Source organism: Acinetobacter colistiniresistens, assembly GCF_000413935.1.
Classification (GTDB): domain Bacteria; phylum Pseudomonadota; class Gammaproteobacteria; order Pseudomonadales; family Moraxellaceae; genus Acinetobacter; species Acinetobacter colistiniresistens.
Genome location: NZ_KE340374.1, coordinates 35,122 through 60,442 on the forward strand (window position 1 = coordinate 35,122; position 25,321 = coordinate 60,442).

Below are 25,321 nucleotides of genomic sequence, written 5' to 3' on the forward strand. Positions count from 1 at the left end.
AAACCTGTCCTCTTCTTGCATTGATCAACATATATCGCAGAAACAGTCTCTTACTTAAACTACGCAGGTTGCAGATGACGTTTCCGAGTATCACATTTCCTCGAAGTTATATTAATTCAGATCGCGACAGGCAGCATCCATGCCGAATAAACATATTTGTCCAATCCATTTTAAATTGCAATCAACTCAATTTATTCACCAATTTTAACGGCAAAATCTTCATTGCAATCCCCATTGGCAACCACGGCCACTGCGGTACATAGGCTTTCACAGGTTCCTTCTCAATCGCTTTGACCAAAGCCTTGCTTCCAGTCTTCTCATCGACTTCAAAAGGTAGTTTTTTCGCACCTTCATTCAGCTCAGTGCGAATATAACCTGGGAAAATCGTTGAAACTTTAATTGGTGTATCCAACAACTCGGCACGAATCCCTTCCGCCAAATGCGCCACAGCGGCTTTACTGGCGGCATAGGTCGATAAATGCTTCGGTAAACCACGCATCGCACTCATGGACGAAATCACCACCAAATGGCCCTTATTTTGCGCTCTAAAGATTTCAACCGCTGCTTCACATTGTGCCAGTGCCGAAATAAAATTGGTTTCTGCCGTAGCGCGATTCACATCAAAATGGCCCTTACCAATACGGCGACCATCGCCAACACCAGCATTCACGATAATTCGGTCAATGCTGCCAAACTCCTGCTGAAAAGCATGAAAAACCGTGAATACATCATCGTAATGAGTTACATCTAGGGTTTTAATCTTGACCTGTATTGAAAACTGCTTTTGCAGCTGTTGTTGTAAGGCTTCTAAACGCTCTAAACGTCGTGCGCAAAGTGCCAGATTGTAGCCTTTAGCCGCAAACTCACGCGCCATACCTGCGCCTAAGCCCGAACTTGCCCCTGTAATTAAAATCGTTTTTGCCATGCCTGCCACCTATTTTTTAAATCCATGTTAAAAGTTCAGCATCACGCGCTTTTAAATAATGATGCTCATTAAAACTGAGTAATTGCAAACGATCATCTGACCAGCGCAGTGTGGTGATACTGGCATTGGCAATCGACCAATTCAGTGCAAAAATCTGTTTGGCATTTAGCCCCAATACCTGACCGACCGCTACAGAAATCACACCGCCAGAACTAAATACCACGGCCTGACGGGGTTGCGTGGCATCAATCTGCTGACACAATCCGTGCAAAGCACCTTCTACACGCGCTTGAAAGCCTAACCAGGTCTCATGATATTCATGGTCATATTGCTCGCCAATCCAGCGGTCGATGGCTCCATCGAAAATTTTGGCCAGATAAGCCCGAGGATTATCCACCAAATCGACATCCTGTTTCAGCAATTCAGGTTGATTAAAACGTGGTTCGTATTGGGCAAACACATGCTGATGATCAAACTCATTCCAAGCCGATTCTGTTTGTATCGGTGCATCCTGAAAACTTTGTGATAAAGCCAATTGCGCTGTTTGCTGATGACGTTGCATCGAACCTGCCACAACCAATGGTGTTTGCTTCAGGGTCTGTTTAAAAAAATCACCAACGACCTGTGCCTGCTGTTTACCTTTGGCTGAAAGCTGGTCATAACTTGCTGCACCAAAAGATGCCTGCCCATGTCGTACCAAATAAATTGTGGTCATCGTTTTAAAATATCCTGTAGTTTTGCACCATATTCAGCAATTAATGCTCGTGCTTGCGGATTGTTTTGTGCAATCAGTTTTAAAGCCCGAATATGTAAGGCATGAATCATGATCCAGAAATCTTTAAAGGCTGGATTATCGGTTTGCTGATGGTAATAACGATAATAAATCTGTTGAGCAATCACCGCCAAACGGAACAAGCCAAACACTTCATAAAAAGCCCAATTGGCAGGCTGTAAACCGGTCTTTTCCAGATAGTAATCCACCACCTGTTGCCGTGTCAGCATACCTTTTAAATTGGTCGGTTGACGACGGCTGGATTTCATCAGGGCATCATCATCCTCTTGAATCCAGTAGGCGAGGGCACTACCCAGATCCATCAAAGGATCGCCGAGTGTCGCCATTTCCCAGTCCAGTACGCCAATCACTTGAGTTGGTTGTTGTGGATCTAAAATGACATTATCAAAACGCCAGTCATTATGAATCACGCAGGTTTTTGTATCGGCAGGGATATGTTGTTGCAGCCATTCACGCACAAAGGCAAAATCAGGCACATTCGGTGTCAGGGCTTTGCTATAACGTGCATCCCATCCCTCAACCTGACGGCGGCAATAGCCTTCGCCTTTACCCAGTTTTTCCAGTTCAGTGCCTTGATAAGGCACTTGGTGCAGCTCAATCAACTTATCTAAGACATTCAGGCAAAGTTGCTGTATCTGTGACTCATCCAGCTGTAATTCTTTGGGTAAATTGGCACGCGGAATAATGCCCTCAATCCGCTTCATCACATAAAAATCACAACCGATGACGCTGTCATCCTGACACAATGCAATCATTTCAGGCAGCACAGGGTAAAACGGTGCAAGATGCTTCTGCACATTGTATTCACGCGCCATATCATGCGCTGATTTGGCTTTGGTGCCTTTCGGTGGGCGACGCAAGATCAAGTCGGCATTGTCATACTGCAACCGATAAGTCCAATTCGATGCCCCCCCTGAATATTGGGTCACTTGTGCCTGTCCTTGCAGATCCACACCTTGGATTTTTAACCAGTTTTCAACCGCTGCAATATCCAGTTCTTCACCATGGCGAACCTGTCCACCGATATCAATCATTGTCATTGTTGTATTTTCCCTCTCAACGAGCATAGCCACGTTTTTTCAGTTCGAGTTTGGCAATCATGCCTTTATGGACTTCATCAGGTCCATCGGCCAAACGTAAACTACGCGCTTGATTAAAAAATGCAGTCAGTGGGGTATCGCGTGAAACACCTTCACCACCGTGAATCTGGATTGCCATATCGACCACATGTTGCAATACGCTTGGCGCCACCACTTTAATCGCAGAGATTTCCGTCAATGCCGCCATATTGCCCTGTGTATCCATCTTATAAGCGGCATACAGCGTTAATAATCGCGCTTGATCGATCTGCACCCGCGCATCTGCGACGCGTTCTAAATTGCCACCTAATTTCAGGATTTCTTTACCAAAAGCTTTGCGTGACATGCCTCGATCAATCATCAGCTCCAATGCTTTTTCAGCTGCGCCAATACAACGCATACAATGGTGAATCCGCCCAGGCCCTAAACGCCCTTGCGCAATTTCAAATCCTTGTCCTGCACCGCCAATAAAGTTACTGATGGGTACACGAACCTGGTCGAAATTGACTTGCCCATGTCCATGCGGGGCATCGTAATCACCAAAGACTGGCAACATCCGTTCAATCGTTACCCCTTGGCTGTCGATTGGCACCAATACCATCGAATGCTGATGATGACGGTCTTTGCTTGGATCGGGGGTATAGGCCATGAAAATAATCACTTTGGCATTGGGATCGCCCAAGCCCGATGACCACCATTTGCGTCCATTCAAGACGATCTCATCGCCCTCAATCACCGCCGTGGCTTGCATATTGGTGGCATCACTGGAAGCGACTGCGGGTTCAGTCATGCAGAACACTGAACGGATTTCGCCCGCGAGTAAGGGTTGCAACCATTGTTGTTTTTGCTGCTCACTGCCATAGCGCCATAACACTTCCATATTGCCACTATCAGGCGCATTACAGTTAAAAACCGTTGGGGCGAGCAGACTGCGTCCTGTCAGTTCCGCAATATGCGCATATTCCTGTACCGACAGACCTGCACCCAGCTCTGCATCAGGCAAAAACATGTTCCATAAGCCCGCTGCTTTGGCCTTAGTTTTTAATTGTTCCAGTTGGGCAGGCCATTGCCATTGGGTCCAGTCGCCATCGACATTCAGATGATGGACGTCATCCCAGAAGGCTTTTTCAATCGGTTCTATTTCTTGTTGAATAAAGGCTTGCGTTCGTGCAATAAAATCCTGTGCGCGTTCAGATAATGCAAACATCATCATTTCCCTCAATCTAAAATATGGCGAATATTGATTCGCTGCTTTACATCACCATAAGCGAAAATTTATTATGAATGAAATGATTTTATTTTATGCAAAACTATGAATCAGATTCATAATACTAGCCCACTGGAAGTGGCTCACTTTCATCGTATTGATATCAATTTATATCCGCTGTTTATTGCAATTTTTGAACAAAAGAGCATTTCCAAAGCTGCGCAATTGTTATGTATCAGCCAATCTGCGGTCAGTCATGCCTTGCAGCGTTTGCGCACACAACTTGGAGACGAGTTATTTGTACGCAGCGGGCAAAAAATGCTGCCCACGCCTTATGCCGAGCAAATTTATCAGCCGATTCAGAGCGCATTGCTGAGCATTCAACAGATTGCCGTACCGCAGCATGATTTTGTGCCGAGTATGCTGCACAGCCTAAAAATTGCCATTCATGATGAAATCGAACCGATTATTTTTCCACAATTGGTGCATCATTTTGCCCAATTGAATCTGGACATTCAGTTCTTGAGTTCCAAGCTGGATCGTAAAAATATGCTGGCCGATCTCTCAGCACAACAAATCGATTTTGTCATTGATCTGGTACAACCCCAGCAGGCACATCTGCAGTTTGAAAATCTGATTGATGACCATTTTGTGGTGTGTACCCAACAACCTGAGATGAATTTGTCTCAGTATCTATCCTCACCGCATATTGGTGTGTCATCACGACGCACGGGCTTATTGCTGGAAGATATTTATCTGAATCGGCAACAACTGTCTCGGCAAATTTTCCTGCGTTGCCAACATTATTCAACCGCACTTCAAGTTTTGGCCCAATACCCCAATGCGGTGTTAACGATTCCACAAAGTATTCTGAAAAATCTGCATTATGCGAAGCATTTAAAGATCCACGCACTGCCGATTGAATTGCCTAAAATCAACATGGGCATGTATTGGCATGAACACGTCACACATAACCCACGCCACCAATTTTTACGCACAGAAATTTTGAAAATTTTTAATTAGAACAGGTGAATGCATTGCGCATTCGCCTGTCTGCTCATCTCCATATTGAGAGCTTTGATTATTTGTTTGATGCCAGCTGTTGCTGATCATGGCAATTGATCAAGTACGCTTTGGAAAGCATGAGACGGAGGATATAAACCACCGCCATCGCAAAAATCATATAGCCAATATCGGCAAAGAAAAAGGGAATCGAGAAAAGGATCAAAATCGTCATTGGATAGAGCCACCGTCCCCATCCCGACAAATAGGAGGTCTCATAAAATAGCCAAATATAGGTGTTATAAACCACCAAGCAGATCGCAATCATCCATCCCATCATTTGACTAGAAATGTGAGCATGATGTGTTGAAATATCGACCGCGGCGGCTAAAGCTGCACCTAAGACCGCAATACTGATAAAGATAAAAAAATGGCCGTACCCCCATAAAAAAGGCTGCACCCCATGACGTTGATGGTGATGATGACTGCGATCAAAGTAGACCCACCACATGGCAAACATCATCAATAAGCCACCAATCACTAAAAAGATTTCTTTGAAGTTCACGTCATGATTGGCAAAGGCTTCCTGAGTAGCAGCAAAACTCCCAATAATCGACTCTCCCAACACAATGATGGTGAGTAATGCATAACGCTCAACAATATGATGTGGGTGCCAAGGCGTTACCGCATACTTTTCTGCATACAGCGGTACAGCTAATTCAGCCAATACCAAAATCAGGAATAACACAGGCGTCATATGAATGGCACTGAAATTGCCAATTAACCATCCCAACTGCACCAAGACAATGCCAATGGCATAGCGATAGGCGGTTACCCTTCGTTCAGGATCATGTTTTGCCACACGGATCCATTGTGTCACCAAGGCCAAACGCATAATCACGTAGCCAATGATAATCACATCAAAATTGTGCTGTTGAAAAACCGCGGGAATACCTGCCGCCATCACCAAGGATCCAACAATCTGTACAAAGGTCAAACAACGGTACAGCGTGTCATCATTGTCATAGGCAGAGGCAAACCAAGTGAAATTCATCCATGCCCACCACAAGGCAAAAAACACCATACAATAGGTCGGTAACGCGTGCCATAAATGACCTTCAATGATCGCGTGATGGAGCTGTTGTCCTGCGGTTGCAATCGCAACCACAAAAATCAGATCAAATAAAAGTTCTAATGGCGTCGCTGCACGATGGGCTTCATCAGGGTCGCGGGGAGTAAATAATTTTCGTGTTTTGTTTTGATTTTTTTCGGTACTCATCTCTTCTTCTCAGAACAATATTCAGCCTTTAGTTCTAACTTAATTCATCTGTATTAATTTACCTATCGGCTAGCGTATAAAAATGCTTAAATTTTATGCATTGAAGGTTTGCTTAAATCGATTATTTATGTAATTCTATACCTAACTTTGGATGTCATCATCCATAACAGAATTTGACAAGGGGAGTAGCCTCCTCCAAGCCTAGATCGTGGCTTTTAACGATTTAGGTGTCAGAGTATCGTCATTACACTTTGCAAAAAGTCGGACTCTGAGCATCACAAGTTATCGTGATGTAGGCAAGACCTTGATCATGTTGAAACAGATGTTTTATTTAATTCATCTGGCAACTGGTCAAGGTTTTTTTATGTCCATTTGCCAGATAGGGAGTTGTGATGGAAACTATCGGTAATTTATGGCTATACGTTGCTTTCTTCGCAATCGTGACCATTATGCTACTGGTCGACTTTTTAGGCTTTAAACAAAAACAGAACCAAGATGTTCCCATCAGGCAAGCGGCTTACTGGAGTATTGCCTGGGTCACCGTTGCCATGATTTTTGGTGGTGGTTTGTGGCTGTACTTACAACAAACCGTAGGTGCAACCATCGCCAACCAAAAAACCATGGAATACTTTGCAGGTTATTTACTGGAAAAGTCGCTGGCAATTGACAACGTCTTTGTCTGGCTGATGATTTTCGCAGCGTTTGCGATTCCTCCTGCATTCCAGCGTAAAATCCTGCTTTACGGCGTACTTGGTGCAATCATTTTAAGAACCATCTTTATCTTTATTGGTGCTTGGTTTGTACAAGAGTTCTCTTGGGTGCTGTATATCTTCGGTGCGTTCCTGGTCTACACAGGCTTTAAGTTCCTAAAAGGGCAGGACGAAGAAGAAACCAATATAGAAGATATCAAAATCCTGAAGTGGTTACGCAAACACATGCGGATTACCCCACAGTTAGAGGGCAATAAGTTCTTCGTTCGCCAGAACGGTGTGTTATGGGCAACGCCTTTATTCTTGGTGTTAATCTTGGTAGAAGCATCTGATGTGATTTTTGCGGTGGATTCTATTCCTGCGATTTTCGCCGTGACCAGTGACCCGTTCATTGTGTTAACCGCAAACTTAATGGCGATTTTGGGCTTACGTGCGATGTTCTTCTTATTGGCAGGTGCTGCAAGCAAAATGCATTACTTACCGTATGGTTTAGGCATCATCTTATTATTCATTGGTGCAAAAATGTTATTGCTCGATGTATTCCACATGCCAATCTGGATTTCACTCGGCTTTATCGTACTGGTCTTGAGCATCACCGCGTATCTCTCGTTACGTCATAACCAACGCCAAAAACAATAAACACAAAGCATCTCCAAAGGGTCTTCAATGAAGGCCCTTTTTTATTTGAGCATCATCAACTCATTGTAATTGAGGCCATTGCTGTAACCACTGTTTGGATTCAATCCGTTGTTTAAAGGTGTCATCGCTGACCAATGCAGGATTCCAACGCAAGTTGAGTGCAAATAAATCCAGACCAAAGGGTGCAATCAGTTCCAGTTCTCCTGAGCGATTTAAGCGGACTGCAATTGCTTGTTCTATCTCTGCTGCGGATAAGGCAAACCTTTCTCTGTTCCCGAGCTCAATCGATTCAAATCATGAGTCACATTTATATACCTTTTAAGCCTACGAATTAGACGAATAATCCAGTAACTTTGGCAAAATCAGGTACAATCAACCGAAAAAAGTAAAATTGTAGGTTGTTATGACTTTGGCTACTCCAATCACGGTAATTCGTGGTCGCTTCTTAGATATTCAAAAAACCGTTTCCCAAGCAGCTGAAATTGCCGATCAAGTCCGTTATATCGAAGATGGTGTAATAATCACTGAACAAGGCAAAATTCGCTGGTTTGGTACGTGGAATGACGCTCAAGACCAACTTCCTGCAAACGTTGAGATTCAACATTATCCAGAACAATTGATCATTCCGGGCATGATCGATACCCATATCCATTTCCCACAAACTGAAATGGTCGGTGCCTACGGTGAACAATTACTCAGTTGGTTAAATACTTATACCTTCCCAACCGAAATCCAGTTTAAAGACAAAGCTTACGCACAAGACATTGCCAAGTTTTTTGTCAATGAACTGCTTAAAAATGGCACCACGACAGCCTTGGTGTTTTGTACGGTACATCCTGAATCGGTCGATGCCTTGTTTGAGGCCGCACAACAGCACCAGATGCGTTTAATCGCGGGCAAAGTCATGATGGATCGTCATGCACCAGAAGCACTGTGTGATACCGCAGACAGCGCCTATAACGATTCTAAGGCATTAATCGAAAAGTGGCATGGTCAGGGTCGCGCACTGTATGCGATTACACCACGCTTTGCGCCGACCTCGACGCATGAACAACTCGAAAAAGCAGGCCAGCTCAAAGCTCAATTCCCTGACGTCTATGTGCATACCCATTTAAGCGAAAACAAAGATGAAATCGCATGGGTGAAAGATTTGTTCCCTGAGCAAAAAGGCTATCTCGATGTCTATCATCATTATGGTCTAACCGGTCAACGCTCGGTATTCGCGCACTGTGTGCATTTAGAAGATGCCGAGTGGAAATGTATGCACGAAACTGACTCTGCAATTGCCTTCTGTCCAACCTCAAACCTGTTCTTGGGCAGCGGTTTATTTCCATTGAACAAGACCTGGGAACAACAAGTGAAAGTGGGGCTTGGTACCGACGTTGGGGCAGGGACCTCATTTAGCTTATTGCAAACTGTCAATGAAGCCTACAAGGTACAGCAGCTGCAAGGCGATAAACTGTCTGCCTTTGAATCGCTGTATCATGCAACTTTAGGCGGTGCAAAAGCCCTCGATTTGGACGACAAACTCGGTAACTTCAATATCGGTAAAGAGGCCGATTTCGTGGTGCTCAATCTCAAAGCAACCGCGTTACAACAATTACGTCAATCACGTTCAAAATCGGTTGATGACAGTTTATTTGCCTTATTCACCATGGGCGATGACCGAAATATTGAGGCAACCTATATCTATGGACAAAAAGCCTATAGCCAAAGCTAAACGTTCAAATAAACAAAGACTTGGGTGGGTCATATTGGCCATTGGATGTGCGGTTCTATTAAAACGTGACCGTGCATCTGCTCAAAATGAAACATATTCTTCATCATCAAAAGGTGCATGAACGGTGATTTTGTTTTAAAATTGGCAGATTAGCTCAAGATTTCGAGGTGTTGCAGGTCAACACCTTTTTTATTTTCCCGTTTTTAAGTTTTAGGAATCTACCGATGACCATTGCAATGCGCATTATGATTTCAAGTGAAGAGATTCAAGCCAAAGTCAAAGAACTAGGTGAAAAGATCAATGCACACTATGCTCAAAGTGATAAAGAACTGGTACTGATCGGCCTATTACGTGGTTCAGTCATTTTCATGGCAGACCTATGCCGCTCAATTGAAAAACCACACGAACTCGATTTTATGACAGTCTCTAGTTATGCTGGTGGTACTGTTTCATCACGTGATGTCAAAATCCTAAAAGACTTGGATGGTGAAATTCACGGTAAAGATGTACTCGTGGTTGAAGATATTATTGACTCTGGAAATACCTTAAGCAAAGTAGTTGAAATGCTTAAAACCCGTAATCCCAATTCAATTGAACTCTGTACTTTGGTCAGTAAACCCTCACGCCGTGAAATTCCTTTGGATGTTAAATTCCTCGGTTTTGAAGTCGAAGACCGCTTTATCGTCGGTTATGGACTCGACTTTGATCAGAAATATCGCCATTTACCATTCATCGGTGAAATCGGCCTTTAAGCCATCGCGTGTATTGGCATTTCACACACAGAAATGGCCTCAATGATAAGCTTCAGCTTACGCTGTGAACAACGCAGCGTAAGCTTTGAACGCAGGTGCAAATCAGCAGCTTTTTTATTGATCTTCAATCACTAAAAACTGATAAACCGTGCACAAAAATACGACATAACTCAGTAATCCACTACAGACAAAGCACCTCCCAATCAAGCAGGATAATAAGAAATACCGTTGTTAAAACAAGGAGAAAAGACAATGTGGTCTCTAATTGTGGCAATTGTAGTTGGTTTTTTTGCTGGTTTAATTGCTCGTGCGATCCATCCTGGAGATGACAAAGCAGGCTTTATTGTAACAACCCTATTAGGTATTGCAGGTTCATTACTTGCCACCTACGGCGGTCGTTTACTTGGCTTATATGCTGAAAACTCGGCGGCAGGTTTCATTGCTTCCGTTGTCGGTGCCATCATTATTCTATTTATCTATAATCTGGTCACCAAAAAAAGCTAAGTTACAGACAAAAAAAGCCCAATTCACTGATTAGCAGGAATTGGGCTTTTTTATGGGTTATAGTCCTAGCTCTTTCCAGATCATCTGGATTTCTTCAGCACTACGTCCACCGACCATTTTCAGACCATTACCAAAGATCAACGTTGGTGTTCCATCTACGCCCAGTTTACGTCCCAGTTCGAGGTTACGTTCAATCGGATTGGCACAGTTTTTTTCCTTGGGTTGCACATTCTTTTGCAACAAGTTTTTCCATGCATAGGCCTGATTAGCATCACACCATACCGATTTTGAAACTGCGATGGATTGTGGTTTTAATGCATAAATAAAGGTATAAATCGTCACATCGGTCAGTTTATCCAGTTCTGCTTCTAATTTTTTGCAATAAAAACAGTTGGGGTCGGAAAACACCGCCAATTCACGCTTACCATTGCCTTTAACCGTTTTAATCGCATCCTTTAAAGGCAGTTGTTTCCAGTCCACCGAGTTTTGCTGGATGACTAAATCCTTGGTGAGGTTCTTTTGATCCTTTAAACGAACCATTGAACCGACAAACATATGCTGCGCGCTTTCATCCAGGTAAATGATCTGATTATCCAAACTGGCGCTGTATAAACCCGTCATTTCAGTAGGCTGAATATTGGTTACCTGAATATTGGGATACTGCTTATTTAAATTGCTTTTTAAGCTATCGACATTGGCTAAACTGATGGCAGAAATACAACTCAGCAACGAAAACATCCCAATTTTTTTTAACATCATGAACACTCAACTCAAAAATCAACGGCTATTGTAATCAGTCTGGCTGACACCGACAGAGCAGCTTACTGAGCAACAACCAAAACCCAACCAATTCTCGCGATGTTTCACGTGGAACATTCGCCTGGATTCTCCCAATGGGTGAGCACGCATCACGCAGTTCCTCCTTTTAATAAAAACCCAAAAATCAAACTCATCACATTGATAATTATTAAATAATTTTAAAAATTAGCTAGATCTCAGCCAAGCTTTTTGAAATAATTTACACTGCATCCCAATACGGTGAGAATGAAGGGACAAACTTTATTTAAATTGAGTAAAATTCACCTCCCTATCAGCATTCATTTTCAAGAAACAAAAATATGTTTCCCTTACCGGGAAAATATCAACGTATTACAGAAATGGACCTCGTTTCATTTTAAATTTAGGTAGATCAATGTATAACGCGGAACTATTAGAAGAAGCCAAAACCTTTATGTTTCACATGCTCAGCAAAGTTGTAGAGTATGAGGGGTCAGACTTATTTATCACTGCCGATTTTCCGCCCAGCATTAAACTGCAAGGCTTAATGCGTCCCTTAGGACAACAAGCACTCACAGCAGATAAGACCAAGCTATTTGCCTATAGTTTGATGAATGAAAAACAACGCCAAGAATTTGAAACCGAATGGGAATGCAACTTTGCAATCAATGTCCCAAATGTTTCACGTTTCCGCGTCAATGTGTTTAAACAGCAGCTACAAATCGGTATGGTGATCCGGACCATTACCTCAGAAATCCCAAACTTTCAGAAACTTAAACTACCAGAATCATTGAAACATGTGATTATGGAAAAACGTGGTCTGGTCTTGGTTGTGGGTGGAACAGGTTCTGGAAAATCAACCTCTCTGGCTGCCATGATTGACCACCGCAATGAAAATTCAGCAGGCCATATCATTACCGTTGAAGATCCAGTGGAATATGTGCATAAGCATAAAAAATCCATGATTACCCATCGTGAAGTCGGGGTCGATTGCCATTCCTGGCATCATGCCTTGAAAAATACCTTGCGGCAGGCACCCGATGTCATTCTGATTGGCGAAATTCGTGACACCGAGACCATGGAACACGCGATTGCCTTTGCTGAAACAGGGCATCTCTGCTTAGGTACCTTGCACGCCAACAATGCCAACCAAGCCTTGGATCGAATTATTAACTTCTTTCCAGAAGAACGTCGCAATCAGTTGCTGATGGATCTTTCATCCAACATGAAAGGGATTATTTCGCAACGTTTAGTCCGTACCCAAGATGGTAAGGGCCGTCGTGCTGCAATTGAAATTTTGCTAAACACCCCATTGATTGCTGACAACATTCTCAAAGGTCAATTTCACGCACTGAAAGAGCTTATGAGCAAATCGCGTGAGCTGGGCATGCAGACCTTCGATCAGGCCTTATTTGAGCTGTATAACGAAGGCGCAATCAGCTACGATGAAGCCTTACGCAATGCCGATTCAGTCAATGAACTACGTTTACAGATCAAGCTAAAAGCTTCACGCCAAGAAGGTGCACCTGCTGCAATGATGACAGCGTTAAATGTGGTACAAGAACAAAAGCCCGACGAAGAAGAACAACAAAGCTGATTAAAAAAACCGCTTGGGTCACGATCGACCGAAGCGGTTTCATCTTTACGATCTTCCTTAAAAATAAGGAATACAAGCTGAGCTCAAAATGCTCTACCAATCGGCAACTTCAATTTCAAGCCCAACCTTCAGATGGGCTTCATAAAAAAATGAATTATTGATATTGGTCTAACAAGGTCTCAGGGCCATCTTTCACAACAGCCTGAGCCTTAGCATAACTTTCTATCAAACACTTATATTCAGGGCAGATATGCTCTGAAATAATTTCAGCAAAACGGGAACCTTCTGGACGATTCCATGTTCGCATTAACTCCGCTACAATCGCAAAAGTATCGGTTGGAATTGCACCAGCTTGGGTAATACGCGCGAGAGTTGTTTCTGTGGCCATTTTACTCCAGTTCCCAGATGCATCTACTACACAATACACATTATAGCCTTCTACACGCGCACTCACAGCAGGAAATGCCATACAGACACTGGTAAGCGTACCAGCAATGATCAATGTATTTCTGCCTGTTTTTTTCACTTCCTCGACAAATCGTGGGTTATCCCAAGCATTAATTTGTCCTGTTCGAGGGACATAGATTGCATGGGGAGCACACTGATGTATTTCAGGTATTAATGGGCCATTTGGACCATCAGGTACCGAGGCAGTGGTGATCACAGGAATGTTTAACAGCGTTGCAGTTTTTGCAATTGCTGTTGCATAGTGACGTAGATCTGGCACGGGTATATCGCGTACCGTATTAAATAATCCGCTTTGATGATCAATCAGTAAAATCACTGAATCATTTGGGTCGAGCATTCCATTCGTTGCTGCCATGAATAACACCTCTGAACTTATTAATATTAATTATCTTCCAGCAAAAAAATGGAAGTTTTGAGGCGAGACCACGATATGCTTTTTTATTCCATCAATACATTATCGCTTATTTTAAGAGCATTTTACTCGCCTTATTTATAAGTTAATAAAAACAATTAATTTAATAAAGTTTAACAATGTTTTATCTTGTAACGCCTTTTTCTTTCCGCTCTTTTGGCTCAATAGCATCAAAAACAGGGCAAATAATAGGTAGAAAATTCAATAAAACTGAGAGTAATGAGCAAAATAAAGGGATCTGTTCGATCTGACACAGCCTTACGATCAAGCAATTTAAAATCAGCTTGCGCAATGTACGTTGATTAAAAGCGGAATGGAGATAAAAAAGCACTCTGTTCCCCGACCATGTGCTTTCTCTCATCTTTTCAATTTTTTAAATTATTAAAAAATAAAATCAATTATTTACCAATACAAAACGAACCAAAAATCTTACCCAGCAAGTCATCGGCACTGAAATCACCAGTGATTTCACCCAGTGCATTCTGCGCTAAACGCAATGACTCAGCCACCAGTTCACCTGCATTAAAGACCACAAGTTGCTCACGTGCTTCGGATAAATAGCGCTGAGTACGCTTCATTGCGTCTAAATGACGTGTTCTGGCGATAAAGGTGTCTTCCTCGGGTTGGAAGCCTGCATGCGCTGTAATCGCATCTATGAGCGCCTGAACCCCCATCTCTTGTTTGGCTGAGACACTGATATGACGGAAACCTTGATAATCACTCAAGGTCGCAGCCTGACCCGTTAAATCACATTTATTGCCAATCAATAACAAGCGCTTTGGCTCTAAATGATCGGCAAAATATTCATGTGCAAGCTGTAAAGGTTCATCGCCTTGATTCAAGTCATACACCAACAGTAACAAATCGGCCTGTTCAATTTCCTTGATGGCACGACGAATCCCTTCCTGTTCAACGATATCGCCTGTTTCACGTAGTCCAGCGGTATCGGTTAAGGTAATCGGTAAGCCATTTAGACTGATCTTTTCATGTAGCACATCACGGGTGGTGCCTGCAATATCAGTCACAATGGCACGTTCATGCCCCGCCAATGCGTTTAACAGACTGGATTTTCCTGCATTTGGCTTACCCGCAATCACCACCTGTAAACCTTCACGTAATAACTGTCCTTGGCGCGCAGACTGCTGTACCGCTTGAACCGAGTCTTGTACATCATCGAGTAAAGCTAAAATCTTGCCATCAGCTAGAAAATCGATTTCTTCTTCTGGAAAATCAATTGCGGCTTCAACATGTAAGCGTAAGTGAATCAGTTTTTCTAAAACGGTATTAATTTTGGTTGAAAATGCACCTTGCAAAGAGCGGACCGCGGAACGTGCTGCAGCTTGTGAAGTCGCATCAATCAAATCCGCAATCGCTTCGGCTTGTACCAAGTCCATCTTGCCATTTTCAAAGGCACGCATGGAAAACTCACCGGCCTTTGCCGCAGTTGCGCCCAAATCAAGTAAACGTGCTAACAGCGCATTCTGAATGACTGGGCCACCATGGCCTTGCAGTTCCACCACATCTTCGCCGGTAAAGGAATGCGGATTCGGGAAACATAACACAATGCCTTCATCCATCACGGAACCATCGGCATCACAAAACTGGCGGAAGCCCGCCATACGTGCAGCAGGCAGCTGTTTCTGGGTCAGTTGCTCTGCAATGGCATAGGCTTTCGGTCCAGAGAGTCGAATCACCCCCACACCACCACGACCTAAAGGGGTAGCAATCGCAGCAATTGTGGTTTGATGTTGCATGTTAAATTCACCTAAAAAACGCAAGGGTTGTTGGATCCAACCACTCAATACAGACAAAGAAAAATCCGCCTAAGATTACCATCTTAAGCGGATTTATTCAGTAAAAGTTCGAACTTAAGCGCTCGGCTCAACCTTGTTGAGACGGTCTTTTTCGACACCTTTGTTAATAAACCATTGTTGTAAAATGGTAATACTGTTGTTGACGATCCAGTAAAGCACCAAACCGGCAGGGAAGAACAACATGAATACCGTAAACATGATTGGCATGATACGGAACACTTTGGCCTGCATTGGATCAGTCGGTTGTGGGTTCAACATTTGCTGAACGAACATGGTGACACCCATGATCAACGGCAAGATAAACCATGGATCCATCGCAGATAAATCTTGAATCCAGCCTAACCAAGGTGCATGACGGAGTTCAACCGATTCCATCAATACCCAATACAAGGCTAAGAAAATCGGCATTTGCAACAGCAATGGCAAGCAACCAGACAATGGATTGACTTGTTCACGCTTGTACAACGCCATCATTTCTTGCGAGAAACGCATACGGTCTTCGCCAAACTCTTCTTTCATGCGTTGCATTTCGGGTGCAATCACACGCATTTTCGCCATTGAGCGATAACTTTTTGAAGAAAGTGGCCATAAAATGGCTTTTACCAAGATCGTCAATAAAATAATTGACCAACCCCAGTTCCCCACTAGATTATGGAAGAATTGCAAACCTAAGAACAATAACTTCGCAATTGGCCATAACCAACCGTAATCTACAGTTTGGTTTAATCCAGCTGCTAAGTCTTTGAGTTCAGATTGAATTTTAGGACCAGAATACAGTTTTGCATCCACTTCCATTGACGTACCCGCCGGTACATTGATCACTGGAGAGGTAAAACCCATGATATTCATGTGGTCCGCAGACTGACGCGATTCTAATTTAGCCGTATAAGGCTGACCGTCCGCTTGAGTAAGTTTTAAATTACCCGGAATCCATGCACTAACGAAATAGTGCTGAACCATGGCAACCCAGCCGCCTTTGGCATCAACATTTAATTTTTCGTCATTAAAATTGCTGAATTTTAACTTGTTATAGTGCGCATCTGGTGTACCCCAAGCGCCTCCCAGGTAAGTTCCAAGTGTAAAAATACCTTGAGAAGATTTACCAGGATCATCCGAATTATCACGTTTTAACTGACCAAACATTTGACCTTGCCAGTTTTGCTGACTACGGTTAATGACTTGGTGTTTTACTGTAATTGGGTAATCACCTTGCGTGAAGGTGAACGATTTGATCACTTCCACACCTTCAGGTGTTTTAAATACCAATGGCACAGTCAACACTTGCTGTGTCTTGCCATCTTTTGATGCGATGCTTTTTGCATCTGCCAATGTATAGGCTGTTTTTTCAACATCATACATTGGGCGTCCGCCACGGCTACTATCAGGTCCATTTAAACCAATTAAACCAGATTGAGCGACGTAAGTACGTTTCGCATCACTTTCCAGCATAACAAACGGTTTATCGCTGTCTTTGCTTTCATCATGGCTTAACAATTCAATACGAACGATATCACCACCTTTGGGATTAATCCAAAGATGATAGAGATCAGTTTGCACTGAAATCAGTTGCTGACTTACAGAAGGCGTTTCTGTAGCTTGTGATGCAGTCACATTTGCTTGTGGCACGTCTGAAGCCGCTGTTGCATTTTGAGCATTTGGCAAATCTGCAGATACATCATGTGCAGTGACAACCGCCGCTTGTTGTTGCGGTGCTGGTGCAGCATGACCATAGTCTTTTTGCCAAGCCAAAATAAGCAAATATGCGGTAACAAACATGGCTCCAAGAATTGCAAATCTGGCCCATTGTTGCATATCTATTATCCCAAATGGTTAGAGAGATTTTGCTTGAATAAACGATCACGAAAGGGTACAGCAACGTGATGCATTTGAGAATCTATTTGATGAAACGAAATAAAACGAAGTGCTTTGCGAGGAACTGGATCATAGCCTGAACCGCCCCAAGGATGACAACGGCAAATTCGCTTAGTCGATAACCATACTCCCTTGACCGCACCATGCGTTTGCAATGCTTCAATTGCATATTGTGAGCAGGTAGGAATATAGCGACAACGAGGCCCCAATAATGGACTAATTGCGATTTGGTAACATCTTATCAACCAATGCAGTAAACGTACCATTGGAGATCTCTAATTCTGGAGGGATGTCACAACGACTTTGGAATGCTTCTTTGCTAAACGTTGTAATTTTTGCCAAGCAAAATCTAATTGTTGATGTAATTCTTGATTTGCGATTGCTTCTATACCTACTTTAGGCATCACCACAATATCGATATCAGCATTAAATTGCGCTTGATGTAAACGGAAACTCTCCCGAGCAAGACGCTTGATTCGATTTCGTTCATGCGCACGGCGTACTTTCTTTTTAGCAACGACAATACCCAAACGGCTTTGAGGCTGTTCGGTTAATTTTGCTAAAAAAAGGAAATGGGGCTGATGCACTTTAAAAAGCGCACCATCAAATACACTTTTATAATCAGCGGCACAACGAATACGAGATTCTGTGCCGAAACTGTAAAGTGTCATCACCCAAATCTGGTCAGCTTAACAGTATTAAACAGTTAAGCTATGACGACCTTTTGCACGACGACGAGCTAAAACTTGACGACCTGCTTTAGTAGCCATACGAGCGCGGAAACCATGAACGCGTTTACGCTTTAATTCAGATGGTTGGAAAGTACGTTTCATATCGAAACTCCCAAAATGATCTTTCTATAAAGGTCCGCGATTTTATTGTGCAATGTTTACGCTGTCAATGGAAAATCAAAAAATATACATTTTGTTTGTTCTGTTTTGAAGCAATAAAACTGCACTTAAATATTCTGTTTAATCGAAAACAAAAAATATACACAAGCTATCTATTTATATTATATCAACATTCAGCTATATTCACAGCTTACAGACAAGCTTATCAACAATCCAACTTCTAATTTAAATTTAATTCTTGGATTTTGAATTTAAATTTCGATATGCTCAGTTATCCACAATTTGCTTAAACCCTATAAGTAAATTCAAATTTTAAAATTTAAATTTATTCTTATTAGTGTGGATTTATTCTGTGGAAAGTGATGTTTTTTTATAAATAAACATATAGTTATGGTGTGGATAACCATGTTTTTATCAATTTTATAAATTGTGGATAACTTTAGGGTTGAAACTATCCACAGCTTGTGCAAAAAGTTATACACAAGTGGTTTTAAATTTGAATTTATAAACGAATGCTTTCTTTTTCAGCAAAAGTCTCATAAATTTGCCTGACAGATGTGGATAACTTGGTTAGAATGGCGACCCCTTCGAAAGATGGGTGTGGTGATTTTTATTTTTTGAATTTAAAAATGGATGGAATAGGGGATGCACATGCTCTGGACAGACTGCTTAACTCGCTTGCGACAAGAGCTCTCTGATAACGTCTTTGCGATGTGGATTCGTCCTTTAGTTGCCGAAGAGGTTGATGGTGTGATGCGTTTATACGCACCAAACCCTTATTGGACACGCTATATTCAAGATAACCATTTAGAACTGATTGCTATTCTTGCTGAACAACTCTCTGAAGGCCGAGTTCGTCAGGTTGAAATTCTGGTGGATTCACGCCCGGGGACAATTTTGTCTTCTAATGAGCAACCAGCGACCACAACAGCTGCGCTGAGCACGCCTGTTGCTGCGCCAGTAAAGGTGAAAAAAGAATCCGATTTGGTACAACCCAGTCAAAATGTCACAAAAATACCAAAGAAAAGACAACTCAATCCGCTATTTACCTTCTCTTTATTTGTTGAAGGCCGTTCCAACCAAATGGCCGCTGAAACGTGTCGTAAAGTCTTAACCCAATTGGGGGCATCTCAGCACAATCCTTTATTTCTATATGGTCCAACAGGTTTGGGTAAAACACACTTAATGCAAGCGGTGGGCAATGCTTTGTTGCAAGCCAAACCGAATGCGCGTGTGATGTATATGACCTCTGAAAGTTTTGTGCAGGACTTTGTCAGTTCTTTACAGAAAGGTAAGGTTGAAGAATTTAAGAAAAATTGTCGTTCTTTAGATTTGCTCTTGGTCGATGATATTCACTTGCTGGCGGGAAAAGAAGCGAGTCTTGTTGAATTTTTCTATACTTTCAATGCTTTACTGGATGAATCTAAGCAAATTATCTTAACGTCGGATCGTTATCCAAAAGAACTCACCGAACTCGATCCACGTTTAGTCTCTCGTTTTTCATGGGGCTTATCGGTCGGCGTTGAACCACCTGATATTGAAACCCGTATCGAAATTTTGCTGAAAAAAGCAGAAAATAGTGGTGTAGATTTACCGCGAAACTGTGCTTTATTTATTGCTCAACAAGTCGTTGCAAACGTACGCGAACTTGAAGGGGCGTTGAATAAAGTTGTAGCGATTTCACGTTTCAAAGGCACAGTCATTGATTTGGATGTGGTGCGGGAGTCTTTGAAAGACGTTCTGGCGATTCGTGCACGTACCATCAGTGTAGAAAATATCCAACGGGTGGTGAGTGAATATTTTCGTATTCCACTAAAAGAATTGATTGGACCAAAACGTACCCGTATTTATGCGCGTCCACGTCAGCTCGCCATGGGGCTGGCGCGTGAATTAACAGGGGATAGCTTTCCTGAAATTGGGATGGCGTTTGGTGGTCGAGACCATAGTACCGTGATGCATGCTTGTGAAAAAGTAGTCAGTTTGCGGGAAGAAGACCCTATTTTTAATGAAGACTATAAAAACTTACTTCGTCTGTTACAAAGTTAATCTATTTTTCAGAGTTGCAAACTGCTTTTAAGTGCAGCATAGTACACTGCTAACATTCATATCGGCTTCTGTTGTAAGAGGAATAAAATCGTGCGTTTGAAAATCGCTAAAGAAAGTTTAGTCAATGTTTTATCCCATGTGGTGGGGGCTGTCGAGCGCCGTCATACCTTGAATATTCTTTCAAATGTCAAAATTCAAACCACGCAACAGGCCTTAACCATTACAGGTTCTGATTTAGAAGTCGAATTGGTTGCAAGTACCACGTTAGCTGAAGGTGCTTGTTTGGAAGCGGGGGAAACCACGGTTCCTGCACGTAAACTGGTCGAAATTTGTAAATCTCTTCCGACAGCAGCCTTGATTGACTTACAAATTACAGAAGATCAGCGTTGTATTTTAAAATCGGGGAACAGCCGCTTTGTACTGGGGACGCTGCCAGCAGAAGATTATCCATTACTTACCACTGAAAATAGCCAAGGTACGCAAGTACAGGTGACACAACGTGAATTAAAGCGGTTATTTGAGAAAACAGCCTTTGCGATGGCGGTACAGGATGTCCGTTTTTACCTGACAGGCACCTTGCTAGAAATTGATCAAAATCAATTGCGTACCGTAACAACGGATGGGCACCGTCTCGCTTTATGTGAAGTGTTGGCTTCATCAAATGCATCGGCACCGATTCAAGCGATTGTGCCACGTAAAGCCGTGGGTGAATTGCAGCGCTTACTGAGTATTGAAGATGAACAACTGACCTTGCTGATTGGCCGTGAATTATTAAATGTGACCATTAACACCCCAAGCCGTGATAAAGAGCAAGGCGAGATTACGGTTCGTTTCACGACTAAATTGATTGATGGTAAATTCCCGGATTATCGCCGTGTGATCCCGAAAGGGGGAGATAAACATGTCTTTATTGCGCATGACGTGTTTAAACAGTCACTACAACGTGTTGCGATCTTGAGTAATGAAAAATTACGTGGTGTGTTCTTGAATTTTAATCAGGATTCATTGCAATTGCGTGCCAACAACCCTGAACAAGATGAGGCGGTTGAAGATTTGGCAATCCAATATCAAGATGCACCACTAGAAATGTCATTCAATGCACAATATATTCTCGATGTATTGAGTGTACTGGATGGTGATGATGTAAAAATGAGCATGACTGAAGCCAATCAATCGGTATTGGTGCAAGATCCAGCACATCCAGATCAAACTTATGTCGTGATGCCGATGCGTGTTTAATTGGGATTGATGATTTGAGTTTTTAAGTATGCAAATCACGCGTTTAAATATCGAACGTGTACGTAATTTAAAGGCGGTTGCACTCCATGAGTTGCAACCGTTTAATATTTTTTACGGGGCCAATGGCTCTGGAAAAACCTCAATTCTAGAATCCATCCATTTATTGGCCACAGGACGTTCATTTCGTACGCATATTCCTAAACATTACATCCAGTATGAGGCAGGGGATGCGATTGTGTTTGCACAATCGGCCAGTGAGCGTATTGGCATGCAAAAGCTGGCTTCGGGTGAGCAACTGATCAAGGTCAATGGCGATACTATTGCTACCCAGGGGCAGTTGGCAAAATTATTGCCCTTACAGCATATTGACCCGCAAAGTACCGATATTATCGATCATGGGGCGAAACCTAGACGGCAATTACTGGATTGGCTGATGTTCCACGTGGAACCTGAGTTTTATTTTGCTTGGCAGTATTATTCACGTGCCTTAAAGCAGCGCAATAGTTTGCTAAAAACACGGCGTTATCCAAGTCTGGCTGATTTAGAGCCGTGGAACAAAATGCTCAGTGATTATGGCGAAATTTTGCACTCGCAACGGGTGGCCATCGTCGAACAGTGGAATCAGTTCTTTAAAGAGGATTTACAACAACTCCTGCCCAATATTGAGATCGAGCTGGAATACAACGCCGGCTTTCATACTGAACAGGGGTTGCTGCAGGACTTGGTTCAGCAGCATCAAAAAGACTGTGATCGACGTTATACGGAGTATGGTCCGCATCGGGCAGATTTACGTCTAAAAACACCGTTTGGCAATGCTGATGATGTACTTTCTCGGGGCCAAAAAAAGTTGTTAATCATGGCATTAAAACTGTCACAAATTGCAATGCTGCATGCGAGTAATAAGGAAACTGTGGTATTATTAGATGATCTGACAGCAGAGTTAGATTTGGCTGCACAACAACGTTTAATTGAGCGATTGAGTCAGTTAGGAAGTCAGGTTTTTATGACCACCTTAGACCATGCGTCGGTATTAAAACACTTACATGATTTGTCGATTTCCTTTCAATTGTTTCACGTTGTCCAAGGCCAAGTCAGTGTTGCTGCGCCATAATTTTATTTCCTCATCTTTGGATAGATTAGATATTTACTAGGGAGTAACCATGAGTTCAGAGTCTCAATCAGTCTCTCAAACAGAACAAACAAATGAAAAGGCTTATGATTCCTCTAGTATTAAAGTATTACGTGGATTAGACGCGGTTCGTAAACGTCCTGGCATGTATATCGGTGACACCGATGACGGTACAGGTTTGCACCATATGGTGTTTGAGGTGGTGGATAATGCCATCGATGAAGCACTCGCAGGTCACTGTGACGAGATCCTTGTTACCATTCATGAAGATGAATCGGTCAGTGTATCGGACAATGGTCGCGGTATTCCAACCGATATTCACCCTGAAGAAGGGGTGTCTGCGGCAGAGGTGATTCTGACCATTCTGCATGCAGGTGGTAAGTTCGATGACAACAGTTATAAAGTGTCGGGCGGTTTACACGGTGTTGGTGTTTCGGTTGTTAATGCTTTATCTAAAAAATTGCATTTGACTATTCATCGTGCGGGTCAGGTTCATGAGCAAGAATACGCGCATGGTGATCCGCAATATCCTTTAAAAGTTGTCGGTGAAACCGATACATCGGGGACCACTGTTCGTTTCTGGCCAAGTGAACTCACGTTTAGCCAAACCATTTTCAGTGTGGATATTTTGGCACGTCGTTTACGAGAGTTGTCTTTCCTGAACGCAGGGGTTCGTATCGTCTTGCGTGACGAGCGCGTTAACCTTGAGCATGTTTACGATTATGAAGGTGGCTTATCTGAGTTCGTTAAATATATTAACGAAGGTAAAACTCATCTGAATGAAATCTTTCACTTCACCATGGATGCGGATAACGGCATCGGGGTAGAAGTGGCATTGCAGTGGAATGATAGCTATCAAGAGAATGTTCGTTGCTTTACCAACAACATTCCACAAAAAGATGGTGGTACACACCTTGCAGGCTTCCGTGCAGCATTAACACGTGGCTTAAACAGCTACATGGAAAATGAAAGTCTACTGAAAAAAGAAAAAGTGGCAGTCACGGGTGATGATGCACGTGAAGGTTTAACCGCCATTATTTCAGTGAAAGTGCCTGATCCAAAATTCTCTTCGCAAACCAAAGAAAAGTTGGTGTCGAGTGAAGTCAAACCTGCAGTCGAGCAGGCGATGAATAAAGAGTTTTCAGCTTATTTGCTTGAAAACCCGCAGGCAGCGAAATCGATTGCAGGCAAAATTATTGATGCAGCACGTGCGCGTGATGCAGCACGTAAAGCACGTGAAATGACCCGCCGTAAGAGTGCTTTGGACATTGCTGGTTTACCAGGTAAATTGGCAGACTGTCAGGAAAAAGATCCAGCATTGTCGGAACTGTATCTGGTCGAGGGTGACTCTGCGGGCGGTAGTGCCAAGCAAGGGCGTAACCGTAAAATGCAGGCAATTTTACCGTTGAAAGGTAAAATCCTGAACGTTGAACGTGCGCGCTTTGACAAGATGATTTCTAGCCAAGAAGTTGGCACACTAATCACTGCTTTGGGCTGTGGTATTGGACGCGAAGAATATAATCCAGACAAATTGCGTTATCACAAAATCATCATCATGACCGATGCGGACGTAGATGGTTCACATATCCGTACCTTGTTATTGACTTTCTTCTTCCGTCAAATGCCAGAATTGGTTGAGCGTGGTTATATCTATATCGCGCAACCACCATTGTATAAGTTGAAGAAAGGCAAGCATGAACAGTACATCAAAGATAACGAAGCACTGGAAACCTTCCTGATTTCTAATGCCATTGATGAGCTTTCATTGCATATCAGTGCTGAAGCACCAGCGATTACTGGTGAAGCATTATCAAGAGTGATTGCTGATTATCAAGTGTCACAAAAGAGCTTACAGCGCTTAACTCAACGTTATCCTGCAAGTTTGTTGGATGGTTTACTTGAAGTAGATGCATTCAAAGCGGATCATAACCACGAACGTGACTATGTGGAAACATGGGCAGAGCAGTTACGTGTTGCAATTGAAAAATTACAACCAAGCTTGCGTCCAGAAATCACCTTGGAAGCGTTTGAGCGTGAAAATGCACAAGGTGAAAAATCTGCACACTACTGGCCGCGTGTCACTGTATATGTGCATAATTTGCCGCATTCGTATTTATTGGATGCTGGTCTGTTAAATTCTGCTGAATATGCGCGTTTACTGAAAAACTCGAAGAGCTGGTTTAAATTGTTGGAAGAGGGTGCTTATCTTCAAAAAGGTGATCGTCGTATTCAGGTCAGCAATTTCCATCAGGTATGGCAGCATATTTTACAAGACTCGCGCCGTGGCATGATGATCCAACGCTATAAAGGCTTGGGCGAGATGAATGCCGAGCAGCTTTGGGAAACCACCATGGATCCTGAAAACCGTAATATGTTGCAAGTAACCATTGATGATGCGATTGAAGCAGATCGTATGTTCTCATGTTTGATGGGGGATGATGTTGAACCACGTCGTGCCTTTATTGAAGAAAATGCCCTGAATGCGGATATTGATGCTTAATTAGTT

Annotated in this window: 22 protein-coding genes and 1 pseudogene; 10 read left to right on the forward strand and 13 right to left on the reverse strand. The window is 42.8% G+C overall.

Translation table 11 applies throughout. The features are described from left to right. Nucleotides 1-181: 181 nt before the first annotated feature. From F907_RS17630 to F907_RS17615, 4 genes are read right to left on the reverse strand one after another with little or no spacing between them, the layout of a single operon-like run. Entirely contained in the window at nucleotides 182-925 is a 744-nt protein-coding gene (locus F907_RS17630) for an SDR family oxidoreductase (protein ID WP_016650978.1), read from the reverse strand. A gap of 16 nt (nucleotides 926-941) precedes the next feature. Next, nucleotides 942-1,640 (reverse strand): histidine phosphatase family protein, encoded by a 699-nt coding sequence (locus tag F907_RS17625; RefSeq protein WP_016650979.1) that lies wholly within the window; start codon nucleotides 1,638-1,640, stop codon nucleotides 942-944. After that, on the reverse strand, nucleotides 1,637-2,758 hold the full coding sequence (locus tag F907_RS17620; RefSeq protein WP_016650980.1) for a phosphotransferase family protein: 1,122 nt from the start codon (nucleotides 2,756-2,758) through the stop codon (nucleotides 1,637-1,639). The genes F907_RS17625 and F907_RS17620 overlap by 4 nt, the downstream gene beginning before the upstream one ends. A 16-nt stretch (nucleotides 2,759-2,774) precedes the next feature. Next, nucleotides 2,775-4,004, reverse strand: a complete 1,230-nt coding sequence (locus tag F907_RS17615) for an acyl-CoA dehydrogenase family protein (RefSeq protein WP_162616956.1) — start codon at nucleotides 4,002-4,004, stop codon at nucleotides 2,775-2,777. A 105-nt stretch (nucleotides 4,005-4,109) separates the two neighbouring features. Here F907_RS17615 and F907_RS17610 point away from each other — a divergent pair, with 105 nt between their 5' ends. Further along, on the forward strand, nucleotides 4,110-5,027 hold the full coding sequence (locus F907_RS17610; protein ID WP_016650982.1) for a LysR family transcriptional regulator: 918 nt from the start codon (nucleotides 4,110-4,112) through the stop codon (nucleotides 5,025-5,027). 58 nt (nucleotides 5,028-5,085) lie between these two features. Here F907_RS17610 and F907_RS17605 read toward each other — a convergent pair whose 3' ends face one another. Continuing rightward, entirely contained in the window at nucleotides 5,086-6,285 is a 1,200-nt protein-coding gene (locus tag F907_RS17605; protein WP_016650983.1) for a low temperature requirement protein A, read from the reverse strand. A 392-nt stretch (nucleotides 6,286-6,677) separates the two neighbouring features. Here F907_RS17605 and F907_RS17600 point away from each other — a divergent pair, with 392 nt between their 5' ends. Further along, nucleotides 6,678-7,634, forward strand: a complete 957-nt coding sequence (locus F907_RS17600; RefSeq protein ID WP_016650984.1) for a TerC family protein — start codon at nucleotides 6,678-6,680, stop codon at nucleotides 7,632-7,634. Nucleotides 7,635-7,694: 60 nt separating this feature from the next. Here the strand turns inward: F907_RS17600 and F907_RS18240 are convergent. Next, nucleotides 7,695-7,865 (reverse strand): annotated as a pseudogene (locus F907_RS18240) (nucleotidyltransferase family protein); the annotation flags it as partial. Nucleotides 7,866-8,037: 172 nt separating this feature from the next. Here F907_RS18240 and guaD point away from each other — a divergent pair. From guaD to F907_RS17585, 3 genes are all read left to right on the forward strand, one after another. After that, nucleotides 8,038-9,354: a guanine deaminase gene (gene guaD / locus F907_RS17595; RefSeq protein WP_016650985.1), complete on the forward strand. Its 1,317-nt coding sequence runs from the start codon at nucleotides 8,038-8,040 to the stop codon at nucleotides 9,352-9,354. Nucleotides 9,355-9,578: 224 nt separating this feature from the next. Continuing rightward, on the forward strand, nucleotides 9,579-10,106 hold the full coding sequence (gene hpt / locus F907_RS17590; protein WP_005244785.1) for a hypoxanthine phosphoribosyltransferase: 528 nt from the start codon (nucleotides 9,579-9,581) through the stop codon (nucleotides 10,104-10,106). A gap of 252 nt (nucleotides 10,107-10,358) precedes the next feature. After that, the gene (locus F907_RS17585; RefSeq protein ID WP_005244788.1) at nucleotides 10,359-10,610 is read left to right on the forward strand and encodes a GlsB/YeaQ/YmgE family stress response membrane protein; all 252 of its coding nucleotides are present in this window, start codon (nucleotides 10,359-10,361) and stop codon (nucleotides 10,608-10,610) included. 57 nt (nucleotides 10,611-10,667) lie between these two features. Here the strand turns inward: F907_RS17585 and F907_RS17580 are convergent, their stop codons facing one another. Further along, a complete protein-coding gene (locus F907_RS17580; RefSeq protein WP_032861600.1) occupies nucleotides 10,668-11,366 on the reverse strand; it encodes a DsbC family protein in 699 nt (232 codons plus the stop codon). Nucleotides 11,367-11,802: 436 nt separating this feature from the next. On the opposite strand from F907_RS17580, the gene F907_RS17575 reads away from it, so the two are divergent. After that, nucleotides 11,803-12,984, forward strand: coding sequence for a PilT/PilU family type 4a pilus ATPase (locus F907_RS17575; RefSeq protein WP_016650987.1), 1,182 nt, complete (start codon nucleotides 11,803-11,805; stop codon nucleotides 12,982-12,984). A gap of 154 nt (nucleotides 12,985-13,138) precedes the next feature. On the opposite strand, the gene F907_RS17570 is transcribed toward F907_RS17575, so the two are convergent. The 6 genes from F907_RS17570 to rpmH form a co-directional block, all read right to left on the reverse strand. Continuing rightward, entirely contained in the window at nucleotides 13,139-13,807 is a 669-nt protein-coding gene (locus F907_RS17570; RefSeq protein ID WP_016650988.1) for an isochorismatase family protein, read from the reverse strand. 455 nt (nucleotides 13,808-14,262) lie between these two features. Further along, nucleotides 14,263-15,618, reverse strand: a complete 1,356-nt coding sequence (gene mnmE, locus F907_RS17565; protein ID WP_032861611.1) for a tRNA uridine-5-carboxymethylaminomethyl(34) synthesis GTPase MnmE — start codon at nucleotides 15,616-15,618, stop codon at nucleotides 14,263-14,265. 114 nt (nucleotides 15,619-15,732) lie between these two features. Beyond that, on the reverse strand, nucleotides 15,733-17,490 hold the full coding sequence (gene yidC, locus F907_RS17560) for a membrane protein insertase YidC (protein ID WP_016650990.1): 1,758 nt from the start codon (nucleotides 17,488-17,490) through the stop codon (nucleotides 15,733-15,735). Nucleotides 17,491-17,495: 5 nt separating this feature from the next. Next, nucleotides 17,496-17,816: a membrane protein insertion efficiency factor YidD gene (gene yidD / locus F907_RS17555; protein ID WP_004660550.1), complete on the reverse strand. Its 321-nt coding sequence runs from the start codon at nucleotides 17,814-17,816 to the stop codon at nucleotides 17,496-17,498. A 9-nt stretch (nucleotides 17,817-17,825) separates the two neighbouring features. Then, on the reverse strand, nucleotides 17,826-18,221 hold the full coding sequence (gene rnpA, locus F907_RS17550; RefSeq protein WP_005277660.1) for a ribonuclease P protein component: 396 nt from the start codon (nucleotides 18,219-18,221) through the stop codon (nucleotides 17,826-17,828). Between the two features lie 27 nt (nucleotides 18,222-18,248). Next, complete coding sequence (gene rpmH / locus F907_RS17545; RefSeq protein ID WP_000831329.1) at nucleotides 18,249-18,383, reverse strand: 50S ribosomal protein L34; 135 nt, start codon at nucleotides 18,381-18,383, stop codon at nucleotides 18,249-18,251. Between the two features lie 669 nt (nucleotides 18,384-19,052). Here rpmH and dnaA point away from each other — a divergent pair. From dnaA to gyrB, 4 genes are all read left to right on the forward strand, one after another. Then, complete coding sequence (dnaA, locus tag F907_RS17540; protein WP_016650991.1) at nucleotides 19,053-20,447, forward strand: chromosomal replication initiator protein DnaA; 1,395 nt, start codon at nucleotides 19,053-19,055, stop codon at nucleotides 20,445-20,447. A 90-nt stretch (nucleotides 20,448-20,537) separates the two neighbouring features. After that, nucleotides 20,538-21,686, forward strand: a complete 1,149-nt coding sequence (dnaN, locus tag F907_RS17535; protein WP_005244797.1) for a DNA polymerase III subunit beta — start codon at nucleotides 20,538-20,540, stop codon at nucleotides 21,684-21,686. A 28-nt stretch (nucleotides 21,687-21,714) separates the two neighbouring features. Further along, nucleotides 21,715-22,797: a DNA replication/repair protein RecF gene (gene recF, locus F907_RS17530; RefSeq protein ID WP_016650992.1), complete on the forward strand. Its 1,083-nt coding sequence runs from the start codon at nucleotides 21,715-21,717 to the stop codon at nucleotides 22,795-22,797. A gap of 49 nt (nucleotides 22,798-22,846) precedes the next feature. Next, nucleotides 22,847-25,315: a DNA topoisomerase (ATP-hydrolyzing) subunit B gene (gene gyrB, locus F907_RS17525; RefSeq protein WP_016650993.1), complete on the forward strand. Its 2,469-nt coding sequence runs from the start codon at nucleotides 22,847-22,849 to the stop codon at nucleotides 25,313-25,315. The last annotated feature ends 6 nt before the right edge of the window (nucleotides 25,316-25,321 follow it).

Excerpts from the sequence above, each read along its gene's own strand:
- F907_RS17630 (WP_016650978.1), bottom strand. The coding sequence starts at position 925 with ATGGCAAAAACGATTTTAATTACAGGGGCAAGTTCGGGCTTAGGCGCA.
- F907_RS17625 (WP_016650979.1), bottom strand. The coding sequence starts at position 1,640 with ATGACCACAATTTATTTGGTACGACATGGGCAGGCATCTTTTGGTGCA.
- F907_RS17620 (WP_016650980.1), bottom strand. The coding sequence starts at position 2,758 with ATGACAATGATTGATATCGGTGGACAGGTTCGCCATGGTGAAGAACTG.
- F907_RS17615 (WP_162616956.1), bottom strand. The coding sequence starts at position 4,004 with ATGTTTGCATTATCTGAACGCGCACAGGATTTTATTGCACGAACGCAA.
- F907_RS17610 (WP_016650982.1), top strand. The coding sequence starts at position 4,110 with ATGAATCAGATTCATAATACTAGCCCACTGGAAGTGGCTCACTTTCAT.
- F907_RS17605 (WP_016650983.1), bottom strand. The coding sequence starts at position 6,285 with ATGAGTACCGAAAAAAATCAAAACAAAACACGAAAATTATTTACTCCC.
- F907_RS17600 (WP_016650984.1), top strand. The coding sequence starts at position 6,678 with ATGGAAACTATCGGTAATTTATGGCTATACGTTGCTTTCTTCGCAATC.
- guaD (WP_016650985.1), top strand. The coding sequence starts at position 8,038 with ATGACTTTGGCTACTCCAATCACGGTAATTCGTGGTCGCTTCTTAGAT.
- hpt (WP_005244785.1), top strand. The coding sequence starts at position 9,579 with ATGACCATTGCAATGCGCATTATGATTTCAAGTGAAGAGATTCAAGCC.
- F907_RS17585 (WP_005244788.1), top strand. The coding sequence starts at position 10,359 with ATGTGGTCTCTAATTGTGGCAATTGTAGTTGGTTTTTTTGCTGGTTTA.
- F907_RS17580 (WP_032861600.1), bottom strand. The coding sequence starts at position 11,366 with ATGTTAAAAAAAATTGGGATGTTTTCGTTGCTGAGTTGTATTTCTGCC.
- F907_RS17575 (WP_016650987.1), top strand. The coding sequence starts at position 11,803 with ATGTATAACGCGGAACTATTAGAAGAAGCCAAAACCTTTATGTTTCAC.
- F907_RS17570 (WP_016650988.1), bottom strand. The coding sequence starts at position 13,807 with ATGGCAGCAACGAATGGAATGCTCGACCCAAATGATTCAGTGATTTTA.
- mnmE (WP_032861611.1), bottom strand. The coding sequence starts at position 15,618 with ATGCAACATCAAACCACAATTGCTGCGATTGCTACCCCTTTAGGTCGT.
- yidC (WP_016650990.1), bottom strand. The coding sequence starts at position 17,490 with ATGCAACAATGGGCCAGATTTGCAATTCTTGGAGCCATGTTTGTTACC.
- yidD (WP_004660550.1), bottom strand. The coding sequence starts at position 17,816 with ATGGTACGTTTACTGCATTGGTTGATAAGATGTTACCAAATCGCAATT.
- rnpA (WP_005277660.1), bottom strand. The coding sequence starts at position 18,221 with ATGACACTTTACAGTTTCGGCACAGAATCTCGTATTCGTTGTGCCGCT.
- rpmH (WP_000831329.1), bottom strand. The coding sequence starts at position 18,383 with ATGAAACGTACTTTCCAACCATCTGAATTAAAGCGTAAACGCGTTCAT.
- dnaA (WP_016650991.1), top strand. The coding sequence starts at position 19,053 with ATGCTCTGGACAGACTGCTTAACTCGCTTGCGACAAGAGCTCTCTGAT.
- recF (WP_016650992.1), top strand. The coding sequence starts at position 21,715 with ATGCAAATCACGCGTTTAAATATCGAACGTGTACGTAATTTAAAGGCG.
- gyrB (WP_016650993.1), top strand. The coding sequence starts at position 22,847 with ATGAGTTCAGAGTCTCAATCAGTCTCTCAAACAGAACAAACAAATGAA.